The organism is Lentzea indica, assembly GCF_012184385.1.
Classification (GTDB): Bacteria; Actinomycetota; Actinomycetes; order Mycobacteriales; family Pseudonocardiaceae; genus Lentzea; species Lentzea indica.
Genome location: NZ_VSRL01000094.1, coordinates 1 through 23,350 on the forward strand (window position 1 = coordinate 1; position 23,350 = coordinate 23,350).

Below are 23,350 nucleotides of genomic sequence, written 5' to 3' on the forward strand. Positions count from 1 at the left end.
GGATTCTCACCCCAGATCCAGTCGACGAGCGCCGACTTCGGGACCACCTGGCCCGCATTGAGCGCGAGGGCGGCCAACAGCCCACGCAGCCGTGCGCCCCGGCACGTCGGGTTCCTGAATCGGCGAGCTTCTCGGCGAGCCCTGCGAGGATCGCCCTGCGCCGCAACGTTCCCAGGCGGGCTCTGAGCGACTCGCCGTAGAGCGGGTGCGCCAGCCTGAGCGTGACCCTGCCGTCGTGCTCGGTCGCGGCGATCAGGCCCCGTTCCTCCAGCGACGCGAGATCGTCTTGGTGCGGCAGAAAAGCCATCTCGAGCGGTTCGCCGACGGCGAGCACCTCCAGCACAGCGCGTTCGCTCCCGGTCAGACCGACCAGCCTGGCCTCGATCAGTTCGGACAGCCGTTCGCCGAACGCGATGTCGCCGTCCCAGCTCCACAGGTCACCACGCTGGGCCAGCCGGCCGCACTCCCGGCCGGCCCGGACCAGCTCGGACAGGAACAGCACGTTGCCGCGGGTCGCGTGCCACAACCGGTTCGCTGTCAGCCTGCTCACCTGACCGTTCAGGCCTGCCACCAGCATCTCGGCGGTTTCGTTGCGCGACAACGGTTGCAGCTCCAGTCGCACGGCCAGGCCGTCTTTCCACAACGTCGTCAAAGCTTCCGGCACGGGCTCGCGCGACCGGACCGTGACGACGACAAAGGCCGCACCGGTCGCGGCGAGCATGTGGATCGCCGTCGCGGAGGCGTCGTCGAGGAGGTGGCCGTCGTCCACGAGAAGGAGTACCGAGCGGTCGCCGTGTCTCATGGCATCGCGCAGGCCCTGCATCAGCTCGACCGTGCCGTCGGTGGAATCCGCGGCCGTCGGGATCAGGTGGATCAACGCGCCGAACGCGATCCCCGACATCGACCGGCTCGCGGTCACCCGTTCCACCGCGAAACCGCGGGCCAGCGCGCGCTCGGCCAGCTCGGCCGCCAGCCGGGTCTTGCCGACACCGGCGGGCCCGCAGATCACCGCACCACGCCGATTCGTGCCGCACATGCTCTCGAGAAGGTCGAGTTCTTCGGCACGTCCCGTCAGCGGCCAGTCGTTCTCCACACCGATCAATCGCTCGTCGAAGCGAACGTGTAACCGATCGGTCACCCTCCGACACACGAGCACCGGACTGCTCACGACAGCGCTCACCACGGCTTTTGCCGCTCAGCAGCCGGGTCGCGAACCACCCGAACGGGGTAATCGCGCGCCCGGCAGTGGAGTAGCCGGCTGCTCACGCCCTCGGCGAGCGGCGCCCGCGATCGTGGTGTCGCCCAGTTCCACCAATCGCGAGGGGGAGAACATGAACCAGTGGATGCGCCGGACGGCCGTGTTGGCCGCGCTTGTGCCGTTGCTCGGTGCACCGGCCGTCGCCCAGTCCGCGCAACCCGCGGAAGCCGTCTACACGCTGGTCGCCAAGCACAGCCGCAAATGCCTGACCGCGGCCGGAACCGGTGACGGCGCGGCGATCCTGCAGGCGACCTGCGCCGGGCACAACACCCAGAAGTGGGTGCTGAACAGCGGCGGCACCGTCACCAAGATCAGGAACCTGGCGAACGGCTGCCTCGACCTGTGGGGCAACCAGAACCGGGACACGGTCGGCATCGTGAGCTGGTCCTGCTACACCGCACCGCAGCAGAACTGGCGGCTCAACTGGCGTGGTGGCAGGTTCTACGAGATCCGCGCGCACGACACCGACCGTTGCGTCGACGTCCCGCACACCAGCACCGCCGAGGGCGTGCCGGTGTACCAGTGGGGCTGCCACTTCGGTGACAACGCGAACCAGCAGTGGGAGCTGATCCCGGCCTAGCGCAAATTCGTCAGGGAAACGTCGAAGCTCGCGACGTCGCGGGCGCACTGGCCGTGACGGCGAAGACGAGGCCGGATGTCGTGATGCTCGACATCCGGCTGCCGCCCGATCACACCGATGAGGGCCTGCCGGCGGCCTCCGGTGTGACGACCGGGGCGAACGGCCGGTACGCTTCCCGCTTCTTGATCATGGCGTTGACGCGCCGCTTGTTCTCGCCCGGCCGCGCGTCGGCGAGAATGCTGCGGTTGCCGAGTGCGCGCGGCCCGTATTCGGACCGGCCCTGCGTCCAGCCGAGAGCGGCGCCCCCGGCCAGCAGCCGCGCGGCTGCCTCCACGATGTCGGCCGGCTGTTCGAACTCGGTCGCAACGGCGATGAGTTTCGCTGTGGTGTCCGGTCTGTCTCCCATGGACCCGATTTCCTGACTCTCGAGCAGAGCGGCAGGATGGCTACGTACAGGAGGCAAGCGTGAGGCTTCTTCTCACGTCCGCAGGCGTCAAGAACCCGAGCATCCGCGATGCGTTGGCCGACCTGCTGGGCAGGCCGATCGCCGGCTCCAGTGCTCTGTGCATCCCTACGGCGCAGTACGGCCACCCCATGTGCGGGCCGGCCTCGGCCTGGCGCTTCATCACCGGCCAGACGCCACTACCCATGTGCGACCTGGGTTGGAAGTCGCTGGGTGTCTTGGAGCTGACAGCGTTGCCCAGCATCGGCGAGGAGCGGTGGGTCCCTTGGGTGCGGGAGGCTGACGTCCTGCTGGTGGCCGGCGGCGATGCGATGTACCTGTGCCACTGGATGCGGCAGTCCGGGCTGGCGGACCTCCTGCCTTCGCTGCAGGACACCGTCTGGGTGGGGCTGAGTGCTGGGAGCATGGTGATGACCCCCCGGATCGGTGACGACTTCGTCGAGTGGACGTCACCCAACGGGGGCGACAGCACCCTCGGGGTCGTCGATTTCTCGATCTTCCCGCACTTGGGTCACATGCCGGACAACACCATGGCTGCTGCCAAGAGATGGGCAGCCGAGATCGCGGGTCCGGCGTACGCAATTGACGACCAGACGGCCATCAAGGTGGCCGACGGCACCGTCGAGGTCGTCTCCGAGGGGCACTGGAAGCTGTTTCCCTCATAGCCATGGCCAACAGTGATCGGTGTTGCGACGCGCCCCCGCTCATGGTTCCCGTTTATGTCAAGGCGTAGTTGAGTCGAGGTTTGGGTTGGGGTGTGGTGGGTCCGGGTTGTGGCTTGTCCGAAGAGCCGATGTCCGGGGTCAGGTCGGTCACGCTGGATTGCAGAGTCGTCCCTGAGTGCCCTCTCGGGCCTGCCGCATCGCTGGCCCTCTGGTCGCGCAGCATCCGTTGATAGACCACATTGGACAGTCGGCGTTTGAGTGCGCGCAGCCTCCATGGAGGTCTTGCCGGCGGCCTTCCTGGCGTTGAAGCAGGCGCGGCCTTCGGTGGGGTGGCGCAGTTAGAGAGAGCGCCTCGCCAGGCACCTGGACCGAGTCTGGCCAGACACCGGTCGTGGACCAAGTCTCCAAGTAGCCGATGAGCGCAGGTTGGGCACTGCGGGAGGTCGCGATCATCGGGAGTCGCGTTTGCCCGGGGACCACTGTCGGGCTGGGCGGCTGAGGCGGCGGGAAAGAACAAGACTGTTTTTCGCGGACGTCGCCGTGGACGCTGCGATGGCACTGATCGCCGACCTTGGGGAAGTGCGGGCGTGACCAACAGCGACGTCGACCGTGAGATCGACATTGAGCAGGAGTACGTGGCGGGCCTGTATGCCCGCGTGGATGCCATGCGTGAGGAGGCTGCCGCGCGGTTGGTGGCTGCGCGGCGTGCCGATGGGGATCGGGAGGCGGTGGCTGTCCGGCAGGCGGAGGTGGCCCGGCTGGACGCGGTGGAGCGGGGATTGTGCTTCGGGCGGCTGGACTTGCACGACGGCTGGCGCGTCTACATTGGACGGTTGAGTCTGTTCCGGGACGAGGGCGACGAGCCGTTGCTGGTGGACTGGCGTGCTCCGGTGGCCCAGGCGTTCTACACCGCGACGGCGACCGCTCCGCAGGGGGTACGGCGACGGCGGCGCATCACCACGCGAGGCCGGGTGGTCGTCGCGCTGAACGATGAGTTGCTGAACCCGGACGGTGCCGGCGACGACGGCCTGGTCGGGGAGGCGGCGTTGCTGGCGGCGGTGACCGCGGAGCGAACCGGGCGGATGCACGACATCGTGACCACCCTTCAGGCCGAACAGGACCGGATCATCCGGCATGAGTCCAGTGGGGTGCTGGTGGTGCAGGGCGGTCCCGGCACGGGCAAGACGGCTGTCGCGTTGCACCGGGTCGCGTACCTGCTCTACACCCGTCCGCACCTGCGCACCCGCGGTGTTCTGGTCGTGGGCCCGAGCCGGATCTTTCTCGACTACATCGGCCAGGTCCTGCCGGGCCTCGGCGAGAGCAGCGTGGTGACGGCCACCATCGCCGATCTGTGGCCGGGCGTCGAGGTCAGCCGGGTGGACCCGCCTGGGATCGCCGAGCTCAAGGGCGAGGTGGTCATGGCCGAACGGCTGAGGGCGGCGGTTCGGTCGCGAGTTCGGCTCCCGGTCGATCCAGGCGACTCGGTGGAGGTCGAGTTCGAGCAGCAGGTGCTGCGGCTCGACCCGCGCACCTGCGACCGGGCGGTACGGCAGGCCAGGCGGACCAGCCTTCCGCACAATCAGGCCAGATTGGTGTTTCAGCGGGAGATCGTGGATGTGCTCGCGGAACGCCTGATCCAGGCCATGGAGGCGGTCGTGTTCACCGATGCCGGTGAGGCGATCGACGGCGGTAGCCCGGACGGCCGGCTCACCGAGGCCGACCTGCGTGCGTTGGCCGCCGCGGGTGTCGTGATCGGCGACGACGACCCCGACGGGCCGAGAAGCCTCCTGGACGGGATCGACCGGGCCGGCCTGCGGTACTCACTGCTCGCCGACACCGGCGTCCAGGCCGCACTCGACGGGCTGTGGCCACCGCTGACTCCGCAGCGCGTGGTGTCGGACCTCCTGGGCGAACGGGACGACGGCTGGAGCGCCGCGGATGTCCCGTTGCTGGACGAAGCCGCCGCCCTGATCGGCCACGGCACCGACCGCCCGGCGTTCGGGCACGTGGTCGTCGACGAGGCACAGGAACTGTCCGAGATGGCCTGGCGGATGCTGATGCGCCGGTGCCCCACCAGGTCGATGACCATCGTCGGGGACCTGGCCCAGACCGGGAACCCGGCCGGCGCCTCCTCGTGGGACCACGTGCTGCGGCCACACGTGCGGGACCGCTGGCAACTTGCCCGGCTCACCGTCAACTACCGCACACCGGCGGAGATCATGGCCGCCACCACCGACCTGCTCGCCACCCACCACCCAGGAACCCCGCCACCCCGGTCGGTCCGCTCAACGGGCGAACCACCATGGCGTATCGGCACCACTCCCGCCGACCTCCCGACCGTCATCGCCGACCTTGCCGCGGCACACACCGATGGCCAACTTGCGATCATCGCCCCGAGTGTCCACATCGAGTCCCTGGCCACCGCGCTGTCCCTCATCACACCGCCGAACCTGACCGACAAGGTCGTACTGATCACCCCCGACCAGGCCAAGGGCCTGGAGTTCGACTCGGTCCTGATCGCCGACCCTGCCACGATCCTCGGTGCCGCGCCGCTCGGTCACAACGATCTGTACGTCGCCATGACCAGAGCCACCCGCCAGCTGGGCATCGTGCACCTCGGTCGGCCACCAGCCGAGCTGTCCGCCATGCGAGAACTCAAACCCTGACCACACCCCGAATCCCACAACACCAGCCATGGTCCGCCCGACTCGGACGTCCTCTTCTGCCGCCGAGCGTGTGCCCCGCCTCAGACGAGACAGAGCCGATGAGCCTCGGGAGCACGGAGTGGGAGCAGATTGGGAGCAACTCCGCGCGTTGAACATGCCGGAACGGTCCTCAATGGACCTGACCCGACCCGCACCGACCTGCAAGAGTCTTGTTTCGCAGGTCAGCGCGATCTCGGTGCCATAGTTCACACAGAAGGAGTCCTCGAAGGGAGCTGAACTGCACTCAACTGCCCCAAACTGCTGGGCAACGGCCACGAGGAACTCTTCGAGCCGGGCGCAGACGACCTGGGCGGACGCGCGGCTGATGCCGGGGAGTTCGGCGGCCGCGGGGACGCGTGTGCTCGGAGCCCTTCTCGCAGCTGCCGTAAGGAACACTTGCATCATGGCGTTGCATGATCTTGGTGTGGCAGTGCGCCAGCTGCGCGAGAACACGGAGCCCGCCGCGGTTGGACTGCAGGTCGACGTACCGCCAGGTGGGCGGCGGGTTCGAGGTTTGCGGCGAGAGGAACTCGCCGAATTGGCCGGGGTATCGGCAGACTATGTGCGGCGGTTGGAACAAGGGCGCAGGCACCCGTCAGCCGGCGTGGTGAAGGCCATCGCCCGTGCGTTGCGGGTGGGGCTGGCGGAGTACGAGCGGCTCTGTGCGCTGGCTGGGCACGCCGCGGCGCACGGGCAGGTGCCGCGTGAGGCCGGGGCGGCTGCGACGCGGCTGCTGGAGCGGTTTGCCGATACCCCCATGTTTCTGTGCGACCCGGCGTGGAACGTGGTCGCCGTCAATGGTGCGTGGATGGCGCTGCAAGCTGGGGCGCAAACCGGGCACCCCTGGGACTGGAACGTCGCGTGGCGCACGTTCTGCAACGCACTGGGCGGGATCAGTCGAACCGAGGATCGCGCGGCCGGTTTCCAGGCCATGCTCGCCGCCCGGCTGCGTAGCACGTACCTGCGCTATCCGGCTGACTCGTCGCTTGCTGAGCTCGTTGACGACCTGCGGAGCACGAGCCGGCCGTTCGACACCTTGTGGCGCACGCCGAAAACGCTTGTTGCCTATGTCGGCCGCGACCCTGGATCCGTGTTGATCAACGATGCGAACAACGCGGGGCCTGCGGATGCCCTGGAGTCGTGGAAACGGGTAAACACCCCGGACCTTCACGCACCGGCTGAACATCTCGCCAAGGACCTCCACCCGGAAGTGCTGATCCATCCAGGACGTTCCGCCACCGACCGCGAGCGCACGCGGAGCGCCTGCGGGTGTGTTCCCCGACCTCCCCGCAGTGCGCCGCAGCGTGAAGGCGGCGTCTCGCCCAAGTTGACGTCGAGGCGTCCGACGCTGAGCCGTCCATCGGTCGCCCCGGCATCGAGCAGAACACTGAAGATGGTTTTGACGAGAGGAGCGTCGAGTGGGCGCGACGGGTCTGGCCGGCAGGCTGGCCGCAGCACGAGCTGGTGCCCTGGTGGGCAGGGAGCCGGAGCGGACGGTGCTCGATCGGATGCTGTCCGGGGGGACGGACGCTCCAGTCGTGGCATACCTCCATGGCCCCGGCGGCATCGGCAAGTCCTCGCTGCTGCGCTACGCCGCCCAGCAGGCGGAGCTCGCCGGGCGTCACGTGGTGCGTGTTGACGCACGGTTTCTGGACGCGGATCCGCGTCGCATGGAAGAGGCCGCCGCCCTGGCGTGTGTCGAGCCCGGCGCGGTGCTCCTCATCGACACCTTCGAGCAATGCCAGCCGCTCGAGCCGTGGCTGCGGGACAACTTCCTGCTCCGGCTCGCGGAGGGCGCATTCGTCGTACTCGCCAGCAGGGTCGCTCCCGACTCCGAGTGGTCGCTGGACCCGGGCTGGGCGCCGCTCTTCGCCGAAGTGGTCGTGCGACCGCTCGACGCCGCCCAGTCCGATGCCCTTCTCGCAGCACGTGGTGTCGCCGCGCAGCAGCGCAGCGCCTTCGTCGCCTTCGCCGGGGGCAGTCCCCTCGCCCTCTCGCTCGCCGCCTCGGTGCCCGCCCCGGCCCTGGGCGCGGCTTGGGAGCCCACCGGCGACGTGTTGACGACCCTGGTCGAGCGGCTGGTGGGCGACCTGCCGGGCACCGCTCACCGACGCGCCCTCGAGGTCGTCGCGCAGGCTTACGTCACGCGCGAGTCGCTACTGCGCACGGTGCTGGGTGAGGAGGACACCGCCACAGTGTTCTCGTGGCTGCGTCAGTTGCCCTACGTCGAGGCCACCTCTGAAGGGCTGCATCCTCACGATGCGGTGCGGGCCACGCTTGAGGCCGATCTGCGCTGGCGGGATCCCGAGCGCTACGACGATGTCCGCACGCGCATCTCGGTTGCATGTCTGCAGGCGGTGCGCAGCGCCACCGAGGACGACGCGCTGCTTCGCGTCGCGGAGTGGATGTTCCTCTTCCGCGACCAGGGCGGACCGAACGACCTGTACGACTGGCGGGCCCATCCTCATGTCGAGGACACCCCGCTCCAGCCCGGCGACGTGCCCGACGTCCTGAGCATGGCGGAGGAGGCGGAAGGCCCCACGTCCACGGCCGCGGTCGCGCACTGGGTTCGGCGCCAGCCACAGGGCTTCCGCGTCTATCGCTACGTGGGCTCGTCCGCGCCCGTTGCATTCATGGCCATTCTCCGGCTGGAGGCGCTGCCACCCGAGGATCGGGCCGAGGACTCGGTGATCGCGGCGGTGTGGGACCACGTGCAGTCGACCGCTCCCCTGCGCCAAGGCGAGCACCTGGGGATCCGCCGTTTCGCGGTGCAGCCTGGCTGGCATCAGCGGCCCTCGCCTCTGATGGACCTCATCAGCCGGCGCACCATCGCGGCCGAGATGAGGGCCCGCGGGCGCGCGGTGACCTTCACCGTCTTCGAGGACGCCGACCGGTGGCGGCGCTATCTCGCCACTGCCGGGCTGCAGGAAGTCGTGGCAGTGGATGTCGACGGACGGAAGCAACACGTCTTCGGCAGGGACTGGCGGCGGCAATCGGTGGAGCAGTGGGTGGAGCACAGGGTCCGCGCTGTGGCCACGCCCGTGGCTGCGCGGACCGGAGCTCGGTACGCCACGGGGTCGAATGCCGCGCACGGCGGCGACCTGCCGCGCGCGGCATTCGAGGAGGGCGTGATCGAGGCGCTGCGCACGTGGCGCGTTCCCCGTGAGTTCGCGACCAGCGTCCTGCTGCACTCGCGCCTGGTGCCACACGGTTCGGCTGATCCTGTGGCGGACCTGCGCAGCGCCTTCATGGCCGCCTTCGACGAGCTGCAGGTAGATCCCTCAGGCGTCAAAGCGCACGAGGTCCTGACCGCCACGTACATCTCGGCTTCCCGCACCCACAAAGCAACCGCCCGACGGCTGGGACTGCCCTACGGCACCTACCGGCGCCACCTCGCTCTGGCCAAGGAGCGGCTCACCGAGCAACTGCTGCGCCAAATTGCCACGATGCCCGCGTCATCCGTACCACCCTCGTCACCGGACTGAGCCAAGTCCTCACGCTTCACCCTGAGCAGCACTGGACACTGGTGAGCACCTCAGGACGTTGAGACCGGGCAGCGGTGGGGCGCAGGGTCTGGAGGCAGGAGGACGGCGCCGCTGTCCGCAGACCTCGAGGACCGGACATGAGCATCCCCTACCTCGCACAGCGGGAGGATCAGCAGCAGCTCGAGTGGATCGGCGGGAGCATCTTCAGCGTCCTGCTCGACGCCGAGGCGACCGGCGGGCAGCTGACCGTCGGGCGGTTCGACGCCGACTTGGGCGAGGCGCCGCCGTTCCACATGCACAACAACGAGGACGAGGTCTTCCTGCTGCTGGCCGGCTCCGCGCTGGTCTGGGTCGGCGACGAGCAGCACGAGCTGCGGGAGGGCGGCATCGTCTTCCTCCCCCGCCGCATCCCACACAGCTACCGCATCACCTCCGACAAGGCCGACCTCCTGCTCATCACGACCCCCGGCGGGCTGGAGAAGATGTTCCGCCACGCAGGCCGCGACCTGCGCGAGCCGCGCCCGGAGGGCTTCGAGATCCCGCAGTCGTTGCTCGTCGAAGCCGCCGAACTGTCCGGCAACGTCGTCCTCGGCCCTCCCCGTTGACCACACCACCGCAACAGCCGGGGCGCCGGATGCATCCCTCTGCGCCGAGCCCCGTGTCCCTGGCCGTCATCAGCGCCGGCATCGGTTACGCACGGCCCACCCGCCTGCTCGCGGACCAGATCACGGAGTCCGTCTGCTGGTCACTCACGGTCGGTGGAGCGCGAGTGGAGGTGGAGGTGCTGGAGTTGTGCCGGCTGGTGACCGACTTCGCGCACCACTCCGCGATGGGCCATCTGAGCCTCGACCTGCGCGAGGCGATCGCGGCGGTCGCCGTGGCCGACGGGCTCGTGGTGGCGACGCCGGTGGTGGTCGCATCCCCCAGCGACGTCTTCGAATCGTTCTTCGGCGTGATCGAGGACGGAGTCCTGTCCGGCATGCCCGTCCTGCTGGCAGCCAACAGCGGCTCGCGCTGGCGGCCGCCTGAGCTCGGCCGGGTGATACGCGGCCGCTTCACCTGCTTGCACGCAGAGCCCGTGCCCACCGTCGTCATCGCCGGGCCTGAGGACTGGGAGGGACCGGCTCACGGCTGTTCGAACAGGCTGCGTGAACGCATCACCCAGGCCGCCGACGAGCTCGTCGCGGCAGTGAGCTCTCCACACACCTCCGGCTGATCCGGCCAAGCACGGGTTGCCGGACCCAACTTTGCTTCGAATTCGAAGCAAATGAACATGAAGGTGAGACCCCGATGAAGGCAGTGCGTTTCCACGACTTCGGCGGCCCCGAAGTCCTGCGTTATGAGGACGTGGAGCAGCCGGTTCCCGGTCCCGGGCAGATCCGGATCCACGTCGCCGCGACGTCGTTCAACCCCATCGACACCGGCGTTCGCGCGGGGAACATGCGCGGCCCGATGCCGGTGGCCCTCCCCCACACTCCCGGCCGCGACGTCGCGGGCACGGTCGACGCGCTGGGCGAGGACGTCGACGGCCTGGAGGTCGGTGACGAGGTCGTCGGCTTCCTGCCGATGGTGGAGGACGGCGCGGCTGCGGAGTACATCCTGATGACGGCCGAGCTCGTGACGCCGGCGCCTCGGAGCATCCCGCTCCCGGACGCCGCCGCGTTGCCGCTGGTGGGCCTCACCGCGTGGCAGGCGCTGTTCGACCACGGAAAGCTGGCGGCCGGGCAACGCGTGCTGATCAGTGGCGCGGGCGGCGCGGTCGGCGGCTACGCCGTGCAGCTGGCCAAGGGAGCCGGTGCCCACGTGATCGCCGCGGCCAGTCCGCGCAGCAGCGAGCGCGTCAGGACCTACGGCGCTGACGAGGTCATCGACCACACCACCACCGAGGTGAACGCCGCGGTGACCGAGCCGGTCGACGTCGTGCTCAACCTCGCGCCGGTCGACCCGGCGCAGCTGACCGCGTTCGCAACCCTGGTCCGTCCTGGCGGTGTCGTCGTGAACACGACGGTGTGGATGCCCGCGCCCGCCGACGAGGAGCGCGGCGTGCGCGGAGTCAACCTCTTCGTCCGCAGCGACGCCGAACAGCTGTCGCGGCTGGTGGCGCTGGTGGACAGCGGTGAACTTCGCGTCGACGTCGCCCAGCGGGTACCGCTGGCGGAACTGCCCGCGGTCCACGCACAAGCCGCCACGGGCGCACTGCCCGGCAAGGTCATCGTCCTGCCGCCCAGCGCCTGATGCCTTCGTCCGCCGACACCTCGACAACTCCGAAAAGGAGAGGGCCATGTCGTTGACCCTCGATCCTGAGATCGCCGAAGCGCTGGCCCCGATGGCCGGCGCGATGGCGGACGCCACACCACCGGCGGTGGGCGATGTCGCGGCCCGCCGCGCCATGTGGGAGCCGATCATCGGCGCCGCGGGAACGGCCCAGCCGTTCCCGCCCGACGTGACGACGAGCGAGTACGAGGTGACGGCGGACGACGGCGCGCAGATCAAAGTGCGCTGGTACGTCAAGGAAGGCTCGACGCCGGGCCCTGCCGTGCTGTTCTTCCACGGCGGCGGGTACATCTTCGGCCACATCGACCTGTTCGACGGGCCGGTCTCCCGCTACGTCTCCGCCAGCGGCGTGCCGATGCTGTCGGTCGAGTACCGCCGCGCCCCCGAGCACCCCTTCCCGACACCGCTCGAAGACGCCTACGCCGCGCTGCACTGGCTGCACGAGCACGCCTCCGAGCTGGGCGTCGACTCCGACCGGGTCGGCGTGATGGGCGACAGCGCCGGAGGAGGCATGGCAGCGGCTCTGACGATCCTCGCCCGCGACCGCGGCGGCCCCAAGATCGCCCGGCAGATCCTGCTCATGCCGATGCTCGACGACCGCACGGTTGTCCCCGACCCGCACATCGCGCCCTACCTGCTGTGGTCCTACGACGACAGCCTCACCGCGTGGCCGGCACTGCTCGGTGAGGCCGCCGGCGGACCCGACGTCCCGGCGACGGCGGCCCCGGCTCGGCTCGACGACGCGACCGGGCTGCCTCCGGCCTACATCGAGGTCGGCCAACTCGACGTCTTCCGCGACGAGGACACCGCCTACGCGACCAAGCTCAGCCGCGCCGGCGTACCGGTGGAGTTCCACCTCCACCCCGGCGTACCTCACGAATTCGACTCCATCGCCTTCAACTCCGACGTCGCCCGGCGCGCCATCGCCGACCGCGTCCGGGTGCTCAAGTCGATCTGAGCGGCACGCTTCACGAAACTGGCCGACGGCTCTGGTCCTCAACACCGGGCCTGGCCGACGTCATCACGGTCGCCACCATGGCGCTGGCCGATCCCGATCTCCCGACCCGTCGCCTCTCGGGCGCGCCGCTCAACGAAACCGTTGAACTGACACGGCGTCCACGGATCAGTCGGTTCGGTTGTGACCGGCGCAGGGCTCAGCGGACCGTGCAGACAGCGCGCCTCGGTGTCGTCAACGCCTTCCACTGAACACATGTCACCAAGACAGGAGAACATCGATGTCCGACAAGGAATCGATCACCGCGGAGGGTGGTACCGAGCTCAATGCCGAGGCGGTCCGGGCGATACCGCTCCTCATCAGCGCAGCCGACAACACCGTCCCGATCACGGTCCAGCAGCGAACCTCGGCGGCACCCGCCGACGCCTTCCGACTGATCGTTCCCATCGACCTTTCGAGTGTCTTCCACCGGGTGGCACCGTTTCCCGGCGTCAAAGGCGTGGCAAACCAGACCGAAGCATGGGACCACGTCGGTCCGACCAGGAACCCGCAGTTCGACGACGGGTCGCAGGCCGACGAACAGCTGACCGAGTACACGGAAGGCTCGAGTTTCGCATATCAACTCACGGGATTCACGAACATCCTCTCCAGCCTCGCGGCCGGTGTTCGTGGCGAATGGAACTTCAATCCCGACGGCGATGGCACCGTTATCCGCTGGACTTATGAATTCAAACCGCTTCCTGGCCGGCGCTGGATCATCGCCGGGCCATTCACCCCCCTCTGGCGCCGATACATGGTGGCCGCTCTCGCGAAGTGCGTGGAGGTGATCGAAGCGGAAGAAAGGAGCTCCTCGTAAAACTGCTCGCGGAGCTCCTGCAGCTGGTCGGCGATCTCCGCCAGCCGCACCTCGCCCGCGAACCCTCGATGGCCGCACCATCGCTCGGCACTGATCAGTTGATCGAGGATGCCGTCTGCTCGACCAACGCCATCGGGAGCGTCAACGCCCGCCGCACCGTGAAGGCCCGCGGGCATTTCCCCAACGAGCAGGCCGCGCTCAAGTGCGTCTACATGGCCATCATGAGCCTGGACCCGACCGGCACCGGCCGCAAACGCTGGACCAAAGGTCGATGGGCGACGTCTGTTCGCGGAAAGCGCGAACCCGTCGCCCTTCGGGTGTTTTCTGGGGGCCAAGCCCTCAGACCCCAGCCGAGGACAAGCCCCAGGACCCCCAGAGCGGTCGCTCGGCAACTGGCGAAGAGGTGCGAGAGTCAACCGGCCGTTGCTGTTGGAGCGGGTCGGCATGCCGCCCGAAGAGATCAGCAGGTGACCTTGACGGTCGCGGTCGCCTGGAACGACACGTGCACGTGGTCCATGTGGTTGGCCGTGGGACTACCCCGATCCTCCATCGTCGACCAGCCGCTGCCATCGTTGTAGCGCTGACGCCAGATCACGTAAGTGACGCCGAACGCCCGGCGGTTGGCCAGCACGTGGTCGGCCAGGGCATTGCCGGTGGCGGTATCGACCATGAAGTCCAGCGCCAGGCCGAGGGGATGGTCGCCGGAGCCGCCCCGGCCGGCGGCGCCACCGATGTCGTTGACGTCGAACTTGGCCGCGAGGTGGTGACCTACCTGCGCCACATGCGGTTTGACTCCGTCCAGGGTGGTCGGACACGGCGGCGCGGGAGGCGGCGTGGTGGTCTTGGGTGCTGTCGTGGTCACCGGAGGCGCCGTAGTGGTCGCCGGAGGTTGCGAGGATGGCGGCGCGGTGGTCGATGTCGTGACAGGCAGCAGGTCTTCGCTGACAGGGATCGACGAGGCGGCCAGATGGGCGGCCGCTCCGGCTGGATCGACCGGCTGGTCGGAATCGCGGACGGCCCAGAAGGTCACGACCAGGCCCACGGTGAGGGTGGCGGCGACTGCGATGGGCAGCTTCCGGCTGGCTGTCTGCTTCGTTCTATGTCGGCCCGACATTCGGGAACACCTTGCGTTGGGGACGGGGCATGGTCACACGGCGCGCAACATTACGAAATGAACACGAGAACGTCACAGGCGAGTGTTGATGCTCACATTTCCGCTGGTAAGCGCGTTGCTACAGAAAGTGACAGCCCTGTGGGTCCGTCGAGGTCACCGGTCCCGGCATCGCCAAGGCCGACCAGGAGCGGATCTTCGAACGGTTCGTGCGAACGGCCGACGGCAGCGGGGAGGGCACCTGACTCGATCTGCCCATCGTGCGGACGATCGCGGAAGCACACCGCGGCACAATCACCTTCACGAGCACACCCGGATTCGGCGCCAAGTTCGCCATCAACCTGCCGTTGGGCCCACGATGAACCCGTCCTGATCGCCGAGGACGAGCCGCGCTGGCCCAGATCCGCACCCGCGGCGACCGCATCCCGGTGATCGTGCTGACCACCCGCGACGCCTGTGCCGCTCGAACAGTCATCGCTGCACCTCGCGCGGCATACCTGTACTCGTTGATGACCGCACCGAGGATCCGGGTCCGTAGTGGTCGACGACTAGGGCCATCGAGGTCAGTCCGCTTCGAAACGGGCCCGGTCCCTGGGTTCGCGGTCGAGAACCTGCCCGCCGCCGTGGCCGAACTCCGCGCGGCGGGCGTCGAACTGCTCGGCACGACCGGCCCGACCTGGCAGCACGTCCGCGGCCCCGACGGCAACGTCTACGAGCTGGTGACGACACCTCGATAACCGGTTGATGGAACCTGCGGGACGATGCCAGGCTGCCACGGCCGTTGATCGTCCATCCCGCAGGGGGAGCTGTGCTTGTCCGTCGGAGCAACACCGAACATCGACGCGACGCTGGCGAGGCGGTTGGTCGACACGCAGTTCCCGCGATGGGCCGGGTTGCCGCTGCGGCTGCACGACCCGGCCGGTTCGGATCACGTCATCTACCGGCTGGGCGACGAGCTGTCCGTCCGGTTGCCTCGTCACGACGGCGCGATCAACCAGGCGCGCAAGGAGGCCGAGTGGCTGCCCCGGCTCGCCCCGCACCTGCCGCTCGCCGTGCCCGTGCCGGTGGAGGTGGGCGAACCGGACTTCGGTCATCCGTGGCCGTGGGCGGTGTCGCGCTGGCTGAACGGCGAGGTGGCGACCGTCGAGGCGCTGTCCGGTTCGCACGAGGCCGCTGAGGCGCTGGCCGAGTTCCTCCAGGCGCTGCACCGGTTCGACGCCGAACCGACCGACGTCGCCGCACGACTGTCCACACGGGACGCGGCGACGCGGTCGGCCATCGCGGAAGTCCCGTTCGACCGAGCGCGGATGACCGAGCTGTGGGACGCGGCTCTCGCTGCGCCGCAACAGGATCCGGTGTGGCGTCACGGCGACTTCCACACCGGCAACCTGCTGGCGACAGAGGGCCGGCTCAGTGCCGTCATCGACTTCGGCGAGTTCGGGGTGGGCGATCCGGCCCTCGACCTGATCATCGCCTTCACGCTCCTGTCGGCCGAGACGCGAGCCACGTTCCGCGCGGCGCTCGGGGTGGACGACGCCACGTGGACGCGCGGCCGTGGTTGGGCCCTGGCCACCGGTCTGAACGCCTACGTCCACCACGCCGCGGTCAACCCCCGCGTCGCCGAGCAGACCACCCGCCAGATCACCCAAGCCCTGGCAGACGAAGGACCGCATGCTTCCCACCGTTCGTGAGGCCCGCGAGGACGACTGGCCGCAGATCTGGCCGATCATCCAGAACGTCATCACCCAGCAGGAGACCATCCCCTACGACCCCGGCCTGAGCGAGCCCGACGCCCGGCGGATGTGGCTGCTGCCCGCACCGGCGAGAGTGGTCGTGGCCGGCGACGACCAGGTGCTCGGCACCGCGAACATGTACGCCAACCGGGGCGGCCCCGGCAACCACGTCGCTTCCGGCACCCTGATGGTCGCCGAGGAAGCGCGCGGCAAAGGTGTCGGCCGTGCCCTCACGACCGACATGATCGACTGGGCGCGGCGCAGCGGGTTCGCCGCCATCCAGTTCAACGCCGTCGTCGACACGAACACGGCGGCGATCCACATCTACGAGAGCCTCGGCTTCGTCACACTCGGCACGGCTCCCAGGGCGTTCCGCCATCCGACTCAAGGGCTGGTGGGCCTGCGGATCATGTGGCTGGATCTGTGACGGCGTAGGGCGGGCCCTGAGCATCTTCGTGGCCGGGTTCGTCATGCTCATCCTCTTCGGCGTGGGCGCGGTCGTGCTCGAGCACTACGGCGCGGAACTGGAAGCGCGCGGCACGCGTGTTGAGGGGTCGTGCTCGCCGTGCAGGGTGGCGGCCGCCGGCAATGGACGGCCGACGTCCGTTACCACGCGGACGGCCAGTCATGCGAAGAGTCTTGCGGCTCGGACGAAACAGCTTCATACCTGTCCCTGTGTGATCCGCCGGGCGGCAGGTCTTTCCTGCCGGGCTACTGCTGGCCATCGGCGACGACGTCCCAGTGCTCGATGATTTTTCCGTCGACCACGCGGAAGATGTCTGCGACGACGTAGTCGGAGCTGAAGACCCACACCAGGTCACCGTCGGCGAGGGTGTGGCCGAACTGGGTCCCGCCGCTGCCTGTGCTTGCGCTGGGGGTGGCGCTGGGCGAGGTGTTGCCCTGCTGCATCAGCTGCTTCAGCGGACCTGTTCCGCTCGCGATCGCCGGGTTGTGCTGGTAGTACCGCGGATCCCAGCTCGTGTCGACCACGGCCGCGTCACCGTCGGAGAGCTTGCGGTACGCGGTGACCGCGAACTCGCGGTTCGTCTCCTCCTGCTCCTCGGACAGGGTCGGCGCCCCGTTCGCATACTGGTACTGGTCGCTGAACAGGGAGTTGCCGCTGGCCGTCGTCGCCGGCACGGTCTGCGTGATGCTCCAGTGCTCGACCAGCTTGCCGTTGCCGACCCGGTACAGGTCGACCTTGGCCTCGCCGGTCGCCTCGTTCGCCGGGGTGGCCGACGCGTGCCAGTGCACGGCCACCAGGTCGCGGTCGGCGGCCGTGCGCTTGACGGTCGCCACCGCGCCGGGAATCTTCGCCTTGAGGTCCTGGAACTGCTTGACCTGCCCGTCGGCTCCGCCAGGCACCGACTTGTCGTGCTGCACGTAGTCCGCTCCGACGAGCTCCCTCACCACGTCGGTCTTGTCCTGGTTGAACGCCTCCGAGTACAGGCGCAGGACGAGCGCCTTGTTCTGCGCCTCGGACGCTGACGACGAGCCTGCCGCGGTGGCCGGGCCGGTGCCGGACGCGCCGCTGCACGCGGTCGTGAAGAAGGCCACGGCAGCGAGCCAGGGCAGGGTCTTCCGGTATCCCACTCGGGTCTCCTGTGTACGGTCGTCAGAAGGGGACTTGTTGGTGTTGCACAGCATCTGGCAGCTGGTGGCGGGGCTGCCCGACCTCTGCAGATCGCCCGCCTCCGCTCGTCAGGCCAGGCCGAACCGCTCGGAGTGCACTTGCCGGTCGGGAACCTTCAGCGTGCACAGGGTGCTGAGGACGGCCGAGGTCATCGCGGGCGGGCCACAGACGTACACGTCGCGTTCGGCCATGTCGGGTACCAGGACACGGAGACTGTCCGGCTCGAACGGTGATGTTCCCTCTGCCGTGCGACCGGTGAGCAGGTGCAGTTGCCCGCCGCGAGCCGCGACCAGGGCTCGAACCTCGTCGACCAGCACGGCGTCGTTCTCGTTGCGCACACGGTAAAGCACGACGACGTCACCGGCCGGTTCCTCTTCCAGCAGGGCTCGGATCGGCGTGATCCCCACTCCTCCGGCAATCAGCAGTGCGCCGGGCCGCGTTCGGTGCAACGAGGTGAATGCCCCGTACGGTCCCTCGACGAACGCGCGGCTCCCGACCGGGAGGTGCCGCAGGCCGGCGCTGGCGCTGCCGACCGCCTTGGCGGTCAGGCGCAACGTGCGCCCGTCGGGTGCCGCCGACAGCGAGAACGGATTCGCCAGCCACCAGTGGTTGTGTCCTGGGAACCGCCAGATGCAGAACTGGCCGGCGCGGGCGGGCAGCCTGTCGAGGTGGCGTCCGGTGACGTGCACCGACACGACGTCGTCCGACTCCTGCACGACCTCCGCGACCTGGAACCGGTGATGGGCGTTGCGCCACAGAGGCATCACGATCCGCCCCGCGACCAGGGCACCGAACGCGAACAGCCACAGGGCCCACCAGTACGTCTTCGCCGGCACGGAAGAGCTGAAGGTCGTGGTCTCCAGCAACTGGTGGACGAACGCCAACCCCAACGCCAGGTACAGCAGCAGGTGCACACCGTGCCAGGTCTCGTACCGCAACCGCCGCCTCACATACCGGGCGGAGACCGCGGCGACCACGACGACGATCATCGCGGCGCACATCCCGAGCAGGGAGGCCGGCACTCCGGCCAGCGCGAAGAACGTCTTCGTCATCGACGCGTCATCGAGCCTCGCGTAGCCCAGCACCACCAGCACGGCGTGGGTGAGGATCGTCCACAGCAGAGTGAAGCCGGCCCACCGGTGCCACACCGTCAACCGGTCCATGCCGATACGACGGTCGAGCCACGGCAGCCGGGCCACCAGCAGCAGCTGGAACAGCATCAGCACGGCGGCATGCAGCCCGAAGAACTTGGCGACCGTGAGCACCCCGTTCTTGCCGGTCCCCGCGGTGAGAAAAAGGACCTCGACGATCACCAAGTTGACGATGACAAACGTCCACAGCGCCCACCGCGCCGCAACGACCGGAGCTACGGTGCGTTGCCGCACCTGGGAAATCCTCTTCTCCACCGCTTCCCTCTTGTCCATTTGACACACTCCTCCCAGCGGTGCCGCCAAGGGCGTCTGACATGTGATCACTCCAGACCCGGCGGCGGCTCCGGCCGCTGTCGCCGGTAGGTTGAGTGATTAACGTCTTAACCACAAGCAGGCACAGGGCTGTTGAGATGCACATGAAGAGCACTCGTGTCTGGCGGCGTCCCACGCTCGGGGCCGTGGCCGCACTGGCCGGGGTGTCCACGGCCACCGTGTCGAACGCGCTCAACGGCACCGGACGGCTGTCCGAGGCGACCAGGCAGCGCGTGATCGCTGCGGCACGCGAACTCGGTTACGCCCCTGCCAGCACGGCCCAGGCCGTGGCCTGCGGCGGCACGGGAGTGCTCGGCCTGACGATGACGACGTACGGCGATCTTCCCGTCCCGTACACCGAGATCCCGTACTACGCACAACTGGCGCTGGGCGCGATGGCGGCGGCGCACGAGCGCGGCTACATGCTCATGGTGATGCCGAGTTCATTGTCACCGTGGATGTGGCTCAACGCGCCGATGGACGGCGTCATCCACGTCGCACCGCGCGCCGACGATCCGGTGTGTTCACTCCTGCGGGAGCGTGGCATCCCGATCGTCAGCGACGGCCAGCCGCCCCAGCCGCGCTGGGGCGACGCGTGGGTGGCCACCGACTACGACGCGGGCCTGCGCCTGCTGCTCGGCCACCTCACGAAGGCTGGTGCCCGGCGGATCGGGCTCACCCTGCCCCTCCACGACGACGCGTACCCACACCTGATCGGACGCGCCTACGCGTCCTGGTGCGCCGAACGCGACATGTCCGCCCTCGTCGAGGAGTACGACTCACTGCCCGACTACTTCACGGCGGAACGGGACGCGGTCGGCCGGTTGCTCAACCACGATCCACGACCGGACGCCGTCATCGGCATCTACTCCGACTCCGGTCACAACATCCTCGCCGCCGCCCGGCACCACGGGCTTTCGGTGCCGCGGGATCTGCTGGTGGCGTGCATCAGTGAGGACCCGGATTACGCGACGACGATCCCGCCGATCACCACAGTCAGCCTCCGCCCGGACCGGGTGGGCGACGAAGCGGTCGACCTGCTGATCGCTCTCATCAACGCCCGCACCGGTGTGGACCGACGTCGACTCGTGCAGCCGGTGCTGGTCACTCGCCAGTCCACACAGCGCCCGGTGCGGGAGAGCAGTCCAGTCGACGCCGTCCCGGACGAAGGGGCATCGCCTGGGTCACCGCGCACCGATTAGGTTTTCGCGCCGCGCCCGTCTGTACGTGTGAGATCGACTCACGAGAGGCTGGCATGATGCGGAAACTGATCTTCGGCATGAACCTGACCGTGGACGGCTACATCGCCGCGACCGGCGACGACATCAGCTGGGGCGGGCCGAGCGACGAGCTGTTCCAGTGGTGGCTCGACCAGGAGCTGGGGATCGGCTTGATGCTGTATGGGCGGAAGCTGTGGGAGACGATGAGCTCCCACTGGCCGACCGGCGACCAGCAGCCCAACGCCACCCCGGCGCAGATCGAGTTCGCGCGGAACTGGCGGGACACGCCGAAGGTGGTGTTCTCCTCGACGATCGACAAGGTCGACTGGAACACCCGCCTGGTCACCGGCAACGCGGTCGCGGAGATCACCCGGCTCAAGGCCGAGGACGGCGGGCCGATGAGGGTCGGTGGCGCAACGCTCGCTGGGGCGGCCATGCGTGCCGGGCTGGTCGACGAGTACGAGATCGTCACCCATCCGGTCCTGGTGGGCGGCGGCACGCCGTTCTTCACCGCGCTGGACAGCTGGGTGAACCTGAACCTCGTGGAGACGCGGACGTTTCCCGGCGGCGTGGTGCTGACCCGATACGAGACGAGGCGATGAGCACGGGCCAGACCATCGGCTCGTGAGGCCAGGTTGTCGCGTTGGTGTTCAGCTGGTCAGGTCATTCCGCGGTGACGGCGGCCCGTGCGTCCAGCCATGGTTTGTCAGCGGCGTCGAATCCGGTCAGCTCGGCGATCTTCCCGTCGACGATGTGCAGGACCGCGATGGCGAACAGCCGGTACTCCGGGTCGTCGGGGGTGCGGACGTACAGCACGGCGGCCGGCATGCGGTTGACCGTCGTGGTGACACCGCGCCAGTCGTCGTAGCCGCGCTGGAAGAGCCCGCCGGAGACCCAGCCGTCCACCGCGTCCTTGGCCGTCATGATCAAGGTGCCCTGCTCGGGCAACATCGCGAAGCGCAGGTCGTCGCGCAGCAGGGACATCAGCCCGTCGAGGTCGTTGCGCTCGTGGGCGTCGATGTACGACTTCACCACGCCGCGCTCGTCATTCGACAGCTCGTGGGTGGCGGGGCTCCGCCAGTCGAGGCGGCGGTCGGGCAGCTGCTCGCGCATCGTCACGCGCGCCCGCTGCAGTGCGCTGGTCACCGACGCGACGGTCAGCTCGAGGGCGTCGGCGGCCTTCGACGCCGGCCAGCCGAGGACGTCGCGCAGGATGAACACCGCCCGCTGCCGCGGCGGCAGGTGCTGGACGGCGACGATGAACGCCAGCTCGATCGTCTCCCGCGCCACCACCGATTCCTGCGGGTCCTCGGGGAGCATCCGGTCGGGGTACGGCTGCAGGTACAGCACCTCGGAGCCGGTGTCCGACAGCTCGGACGGCACGGGTGTGCGGTCGTTGCGCTTCTCCAGGAAGTCGAGGCAGACGTTCGTCGCGATCCGGTACAGCCAGGTCCGCAGCGCAGCGTGGCCCTTGAACGACTCCCGTTTGTTCCACGCTCGCAGGAACGTCTCCTGCGTCATGTCCTGGGCGTCCTCGTAGTTCGCGAGCATCCGGTAGCAGTGCACCTGCAGCTCACGCCGGTGGCGCTCCGTGATGAGCGCGAACCGCGCCGTGTCGCCTGAGCGGACCACCGCGATGAACGTGGCCTCGTCGGCGCCCAGCGGTCCAGCGTCGGTCATGGTCATCAATCCTTCCACCGGTGCGAGAGGGCCACCAGAACTGACGGCGTGGCGGAGGATTTCTGATCGGTGAAGCCACTGACACTGCTGCGCCGGCGGGGACTGGGCTGTCCCTTGCGGACCACAGGCTCCAGCCGCCACCACGCAGACGCGATCAGCCGGCTTTGCGATAGGCACGGAAGTAGTCCACGACGAACTCCTTCGGCCGCGGGTCGTTGGGATCCACGTTCCCTGTCCACCCCGCGTTCTCGTAGATGCCCAGCAGGAAGCCTGATGCGTAGGCAGGAGAGGCGTTGACCGTCCTCGTCAGTCTGTTGTCGACGTACAGCTTGATCTGGGTGGGCGTCCATTCGAGCGCATAGATGTGCATTCCGCCCGCGAGGTCGAATCCCACCCCGACCGACTGCGTGACCTGCGGAACGTTCGGGTCGTTCCACTTGAACAAGTTGAAGTTGAAGTTCCGCGGCGTTCGCCCGGGGTGCTCCATGACGTCGATCTCGGCGCTCTGTTGAGGCGTGTCCTGCTTGCCCACCGTCCAGAACGCGGCGTGCAGCCCGCTGCGCGCGGACGTCCTCCCGCGAATCTCGAAGTAGCCGTACTTGGGCGCGTACTTCCAGATCGTCGGGATCGAGTGGTCGTACGGCGAGCCCTTGTGCAGTCCGGTCTTCTGCCCGGTCTGGATGCTGGAGACCTTCATCTTGTCGCCGCCCGCGTAGTACGTCGGCTGGTCGTTGTCGATCCTCAGGACGAGGGCGTTGTTGCGGAATCCGTACCGCGCCCTGGACCGCCACTCCGGTGTCCGCGACTCGAGGTAGTTCGTGATCCACAGGTTGCGGTCCAGCGAACCGTTGAACTCGTCGTGCCGATCGAGGATCCAGCCGGGCTTCTGCACGGGGTTCGGCGGGACGTCGGCCGCGACGGCGGGCTGGGCGGTGCCCGCGAGTGCGGCGGCCACGAGTGGCAAGATCGCGGCGAATCTGGTGAACCGCCGGACACCTGAGCGTGCGTTCATCGCAGGGATCTCCTCACAACGAGGTGCAGGGAAGATCACCGTAGAAGCGCACGGCGGCACGCGGCGTCCACGGAACGCGGTTGTCCAGAAGTGTCAAAGACGCGCGGCCAGCCGCTCCGCGGATCCCAAACGAGACGCGGCCTGATGACGGACAACTCGAAACTCACGAGCTGACGTCTAGGGTCCGCTGCACCGACCTCGACCCCGCCTGCGTGATCACCGGGCGCGTCACGGTCGGTGTCCGCGTTTCCGCCCGT

The 23,350-nt window shown here is 68.5% G+C and carries 20 protein-coding genes and 3 pseudogenes; 16 read left to right on the forward strand and 7 right to left on the reverse strand.

Annotated features, from left to right (window positions below; genetic code table 11):
- Positions 1 to 763 precede the first annotated feature (763 nt).
- Positions 764 to 1,036 (reverse strand): annotated as a pseudogene (locus tag FXN61_RS56480) (ATP-binding protein); the annotation flags it as partial.
- A 295-nt stretch (positions 1,037 to 1,331) separates the two neighbouring features.
- Between FXN61_RS56480 and FXN61_RS24655 the strand changes: the two are divergent.
- A complete protein-coding gene (locus FXN61_RS24655; protein WP_167976417.1) occupies positions 1,332 to 1,838 on the forward strand; it encodes an RICIN domain-containing protein in 507 nt (168 codons plus the stop codon).
- A gap of 109 nt (positions 1,839 to 1,947) precedes the next feature.
- Here the strand turns inward: FXN61_RS24655 and FXN61_RS52615 are convergent, their stop codons facing one another.
- Complete coding sequence (locus FXN61_RS52615) at positions 1,948 to 2,244, reverse strand: carbamoyltransferase C-terminal domain-containing protein (protein ID WP_167976418.1); 297 nt, start codon at positions 2,242 to 2,244, stop codon at positions 1,948 to 1,950.
- Positions 2,245 to 2,303: 59 nt separating this feature from the next.
- Here FXN61_RS52615 and FXN61_RS24665 point away from each other — a divergent pair, with 59 nt between their 5' ends.
- From FXN61_RS24665 to FXN61_RS56485, 10 genes and pseudogenes are all read left to right on the forward strand, one after another.
- Positions 2,304 to 2,966, forward strand: a complete 663-nt coding sequence (locus FXN61_RS24665) for a Type 1 glutamine amidotransferase-like domain-containing protein (protein ID WP_167976419.1) — start codon at positions 2,304 to 2,306, stop codon at positions 2,964 to 2,966.
- A 587-nt stretch (positions 2,967 to 3,553) separates the two neighbouring features.
- Positions 3,554 to 5,632: a UvrD-helicase domain-containing protein gene (locus tag FXN61_RS24670; protein ID WP_167976420.1), complete on the forward strand. Its 2,079-nt coding sequence runs from the start codon at positions 3,554 to 3,556 to the stop codon at positions 5,630 to 5,632.
- Positions 5,633 to 6,074: 442 nt separating this feature from the next.
- Positions 6,075 to 6,713: pseudogene (locus tag FXN61_RS24675) on the forward strand (MmyB family transcriptional regulator); the annotation flags it as partial.
- Positions 6,714 to 7,143: 430 nt separating this feature from the next.
- Positions 7,144 to 9,156, forward strand: coding sequence for an ATP-binding protein (locus FXN61_RS24680; protein WP_167976421.1), 2,013 nt, complete (start codon positions 7,144 to 7,146; stop codon positions 9,154 to 9,156).
- 137 nt (positions 9,157 to 9,293) lie between these two features.
- Positions 9,294 to 9,761, forward strand: coding sequence for a cupin domain-containing protein (locus tag FXN61_RS24685; RefSeq protein ID WP_167976422.1), 468 nt, complete (start codon positions 9,294 to 9,296; stop codon positions 9,759 to 9,761).
- 53 nt (positions 9,762 to 9,814) lie between these two features.
- Complete coding sequence (locus tag FXN61_RS24690) at positions 9,815 to 10,372, forward strand: NAD(P)H-dependent oxidoreductase (RefSeq protein WP_167976423.1); 558 nt, start codon at positions 9,815 to 9,817, stop codon at positions 10,370 to 10,372.
- Between the two features lie 74 nt (positions 10,373 to 10,446).
- The gene (locus tag FXN61_RS24695; protein ID WP_167976424.1) at positions 10,447 to 11,391 is read left to right on the forward strand and encodes an NADP-dependent oxidoreductase; all 945 of its coding nucleotides are present in this window, start codon (positions 10,447 to 10,449) and stop codon (positions 11,389 to 11,391) included.
- A gap of 46 nt (positions 11,392 to 11,437) precedes the next feature.
- Positions 11,438 to 12,388, forward strand: a complete 951-nt coding sequence (locus tag FXN61_RS24700; protein ID WP_167976425.1) for an alpha/beta hydrolase — start codon at positions 11,438 to 11,440, stop codon at positions 12,386 to 12,388.
- A gap of 277 nt (positions 12,389 to 12,665) precedes the next feature.
- Positions 12,666 to 13,241 (forward strand): SRPBCC family protein, encoded by a 576-nt coding sequence (locus FXN61_RS24705; protein ID WP_167976426.1) that lies wholly within the window; start codon positions 12,666 to 12,668, stop codon positions 13,239 to 13,241.
- Between the two features lie 77 nt (positions 13,242 to 13,318).
- Positions 13,319 to 13,516, forward strand: a pseudogene (locus FXN61_RS56485) (transposase); the annotation flags it as partial.
- Between the two features lie 185 nt (positions 13,517 to 13,701).
- Here the strand turns inward: FXN61_RS56485 and FXN61_RS24715 are convergent.
- A complete protein-coding gene (locus FXN61_RS24715; RefSeq protein ID WP_167976427.1) occupies positions 13,702 to 14,355 on the reverse strand; it encodes a VldE C-terminal domain-containing protein in 654 nt (217 codons plus the stop codon).
- Between the two features lie 620 nt (positions 14,356 to 14,975).
- Here FXN61_RS24715 and FXN61_RS56490 point away from each other — a divergent pair.
- The 3 genes from FXN61_RS56490 (at position 14,976) to FXN61_RS24725 (ending at position 16,512) form a co-directional block, all read left to right on the forward strand.
- A complete protein-coding gene (locus FXN61_RS56490) occupies positions 14,976 to 15,089 on the forward strand; it encodes a VOC family protein (RefSeq protein ID WP_376770724.1) in 114 nt (37 codons plus the stop codon).
- Between the two features lie 75 nt (positions 15,090 to 15,164).
- On the forward strand, positions 15,165 to 16,043 hold the full coding sequence (locus tag FXN61_RS24720; RefSeq protein WP_167976428.1) for an aminoglycoside phosphotransferase family protein: 879 nt from the start codon (positions 15,165 to 15,167) through the stop codon (positions 16,041 to 16,043).
- Positions 16,024 to 16,512: a GNAT family N-acetyltransferase gene (locus FXN61_RS24725; protein ID WP_167976429.1), complete on the forward strand. Its 489-nt coding sequence runs from the start codon at positions 16,024 to 16,026 to the stop codon at positions 16,510 to 16,512. The genes FXN61_RS24720 and FXN61_RS24725 overlap by 20 nt, the downstream gene beginning before the upstream one ends.
- Positions 16,513 to 16,796: 284 nt before the next feature.
- On the opposite strand, the gene FXN61_RS24730 is transcribed toward FXN61_RS24725, so the two are convergent.
- Positions 16,797 to 17,678 (reverse strand): nuclear transport factor 2 family protein, encoded by an 882-nt coding sequence (locus FXN61_RS24730; protein WP_223165578.1) that lies wholly within the window; start codon positions 17,676 to 17,678, stop codon positions 16,797 to 16,799.
- A gap of 108 nt (positions 17,679 to 17,786) precedes the next feature.
- Complete coding sequence (locus tag FXN61_RS24735) at positions 17,787 to 19,142, reverse strand: ferredoxin reductase family protein (RefSeq protein WP_188135443.1); 1,356 nt, start codon at positions 19,140 to 19,142, stop codon at positions 17,787 to 17,789.
- A 143-nt stretch (positions 19,143 to 19,285) separates the two neighbouring features.
- Between FXN61_RS24735 and FXN61_RS24740 the strand changes: the two genes are divergently transcribed.
- On the forward strand, positions 19,286 to 20,383 hold the full coding sequence (locus tag FXN61_RS24740) for a LacI family DNA-binding transcriptional regulator (RefSeq protein WP_167976431.1): 1,098 nt from the start codon (positions 19,286 to 19,288) through the stop codon (positions 20,381 to 20,383).
- Positions 20,384 to 20,439: 56 nt separating this feature from the next.
- On the forward strand, positions 20,440 to 21,003 hold the full coding sequence (locus FXN61_RS24745) for a dihydrofolate reductase family protein (protein ID WP_167976440.1): 564 nt from the start codon (positions 20,440 to 20,442) through the stop codon (positions 21,001 to 21,003).
- A 61-nt stretch (positions 21,004 to 21,064) separates the two neighbouring features.
- Here FXN61_RS24745 and FXN61_RS24750 read toward each other — a convergent pair whose 3' ends face one another.
- Together FXN61_RS24750 and FXN61_RS24755 are read right to left on the reverse strand one after the other, a co-directional pair.
- Complete coding sequence (locus FXN61_RS24750) at positions 21,065 to 22,081, reverse strand: RNA polymerase subunit sigma-70 (protein ID WP_167976432.1); 1,017 nt, start codon at positions 22,079 to 22,081, stop codon at positions 21,065 to 21,067.
- Positions 22,082 to 22,235: 154 nt separating this feature from the next.
- Complete coding sequence (locus tag FXN61_RS24755; protein ID WP_167976433.1) at positions 22,236 to 23,093, reverse strand: glycoside hydrolase family 16 protein; 858 nt, start codon at positions 23,091 to 23,093, stop codon at positions 22,236 to 22,238.
- Positions 23,094 to 23,350: the final 257 nt, after the last annotated feature.

What these genes read in the sequence shown, in the direction of transcription:
- FXN61_RS24685 (WP_167976422.1), top strand. Translation starts at nt 9,294, where the DNA reads ATGAGCATCCCCTACCTCGCACAGCGGGAGGATCAGCAGCAGCTCGAG.
- FXN61_RS24705 (WP_167976426.1), top strand. Translation starts at nt 12,666, where the DNA reads ATGTCCGACAAGGAATCGATCACCGCGGAGGGTGGTACCGAGCTCAAT.
- FXN61_RS24715 (WP_167976427.1), bottom strand. Translation starts at nt 14,355, where the DNA reads ATGTCGGGCCGACATAGAACGAAGCAGACAGCCAGCCGGAAGCTGCCC.
- FXN61_RS24735 (WP_188135443.1), bottom strand. Translation starts at nt 19,142, where the DNA reads ATGGACAAGAGGGAAGCGGTGGAGAAGAGGATTTCCCAGGTGCGGCAA.
- FXN61_RS52615 (WP_167976418.1), bottom strand. Translation starts at nt 2,244, where the DNA reads ATGGGAGACAGACCGGACACCACAGCGAAACTCATCGCCGTTGCGACC.
- FXN61_RS24740 (WP_167976431.1), top strand. Translation starts at nt 19,286, where the DNA reads ATGAAGAGCACTCGTGTCTGGCGGCGTCCCACGCTCGGGGCCGTGGCC.
- FXN61_RS24700 (WP_167976425.1), top strand. Translation starts at nt 11,438, where the DNA reads ATGTCGTTGACCCTCGATCCTGAGATCGCCGAAGCGCTGGCCCCGATG.
- FXN61_RS24695 (WP_167976424.1), top strand. Translation starts at nt 10,447, where the DNA reads ATGAAGGCAGTGCGTTTCCACGACTTCGGCGGCCCCGAAGTCCTGCGT.
- FXN61_RS24745 (WP_167976440.1), top strand. Translation starts at nt 20,440, where the DNA reads ATGCGGAAACTGATCTTCGGCATGAACCTGACCGTGGACGGCTACATC.
- FXN61_RS24755 (WP_167976433.1), bottom strand. Translation starts at nt 23,093, where the DNA reads ATGAACGCACGCTCAGGTGTCCGGCGGTTCACCAGATTCGCCGCGATC.
- FXN61_RS24655 (WP_167976417.1), top strand. Translation starts at nt 1,332, where the DNA reads ATGAACCAGTGGATGCGCCGGACGGCCGTGTTGGCCGCGCTTGTGCCG.
- FXN61_RS24750 (WP_167976432.1), bottom strand. Translation starts at nt 22,081, where the DNA reads ATGACCGACGCTGGACCGCTGGGCGCCGACGAGGCCACGTTCATCGCG.
- FXN61_RS24725 (WP_167976429.1), top strand. Translation starts at nt 16,024, where the DNA reads ATGCTTCCCACCGTTCGTGAGGCCCGCGAGGACGACTGGCCGCAGATC.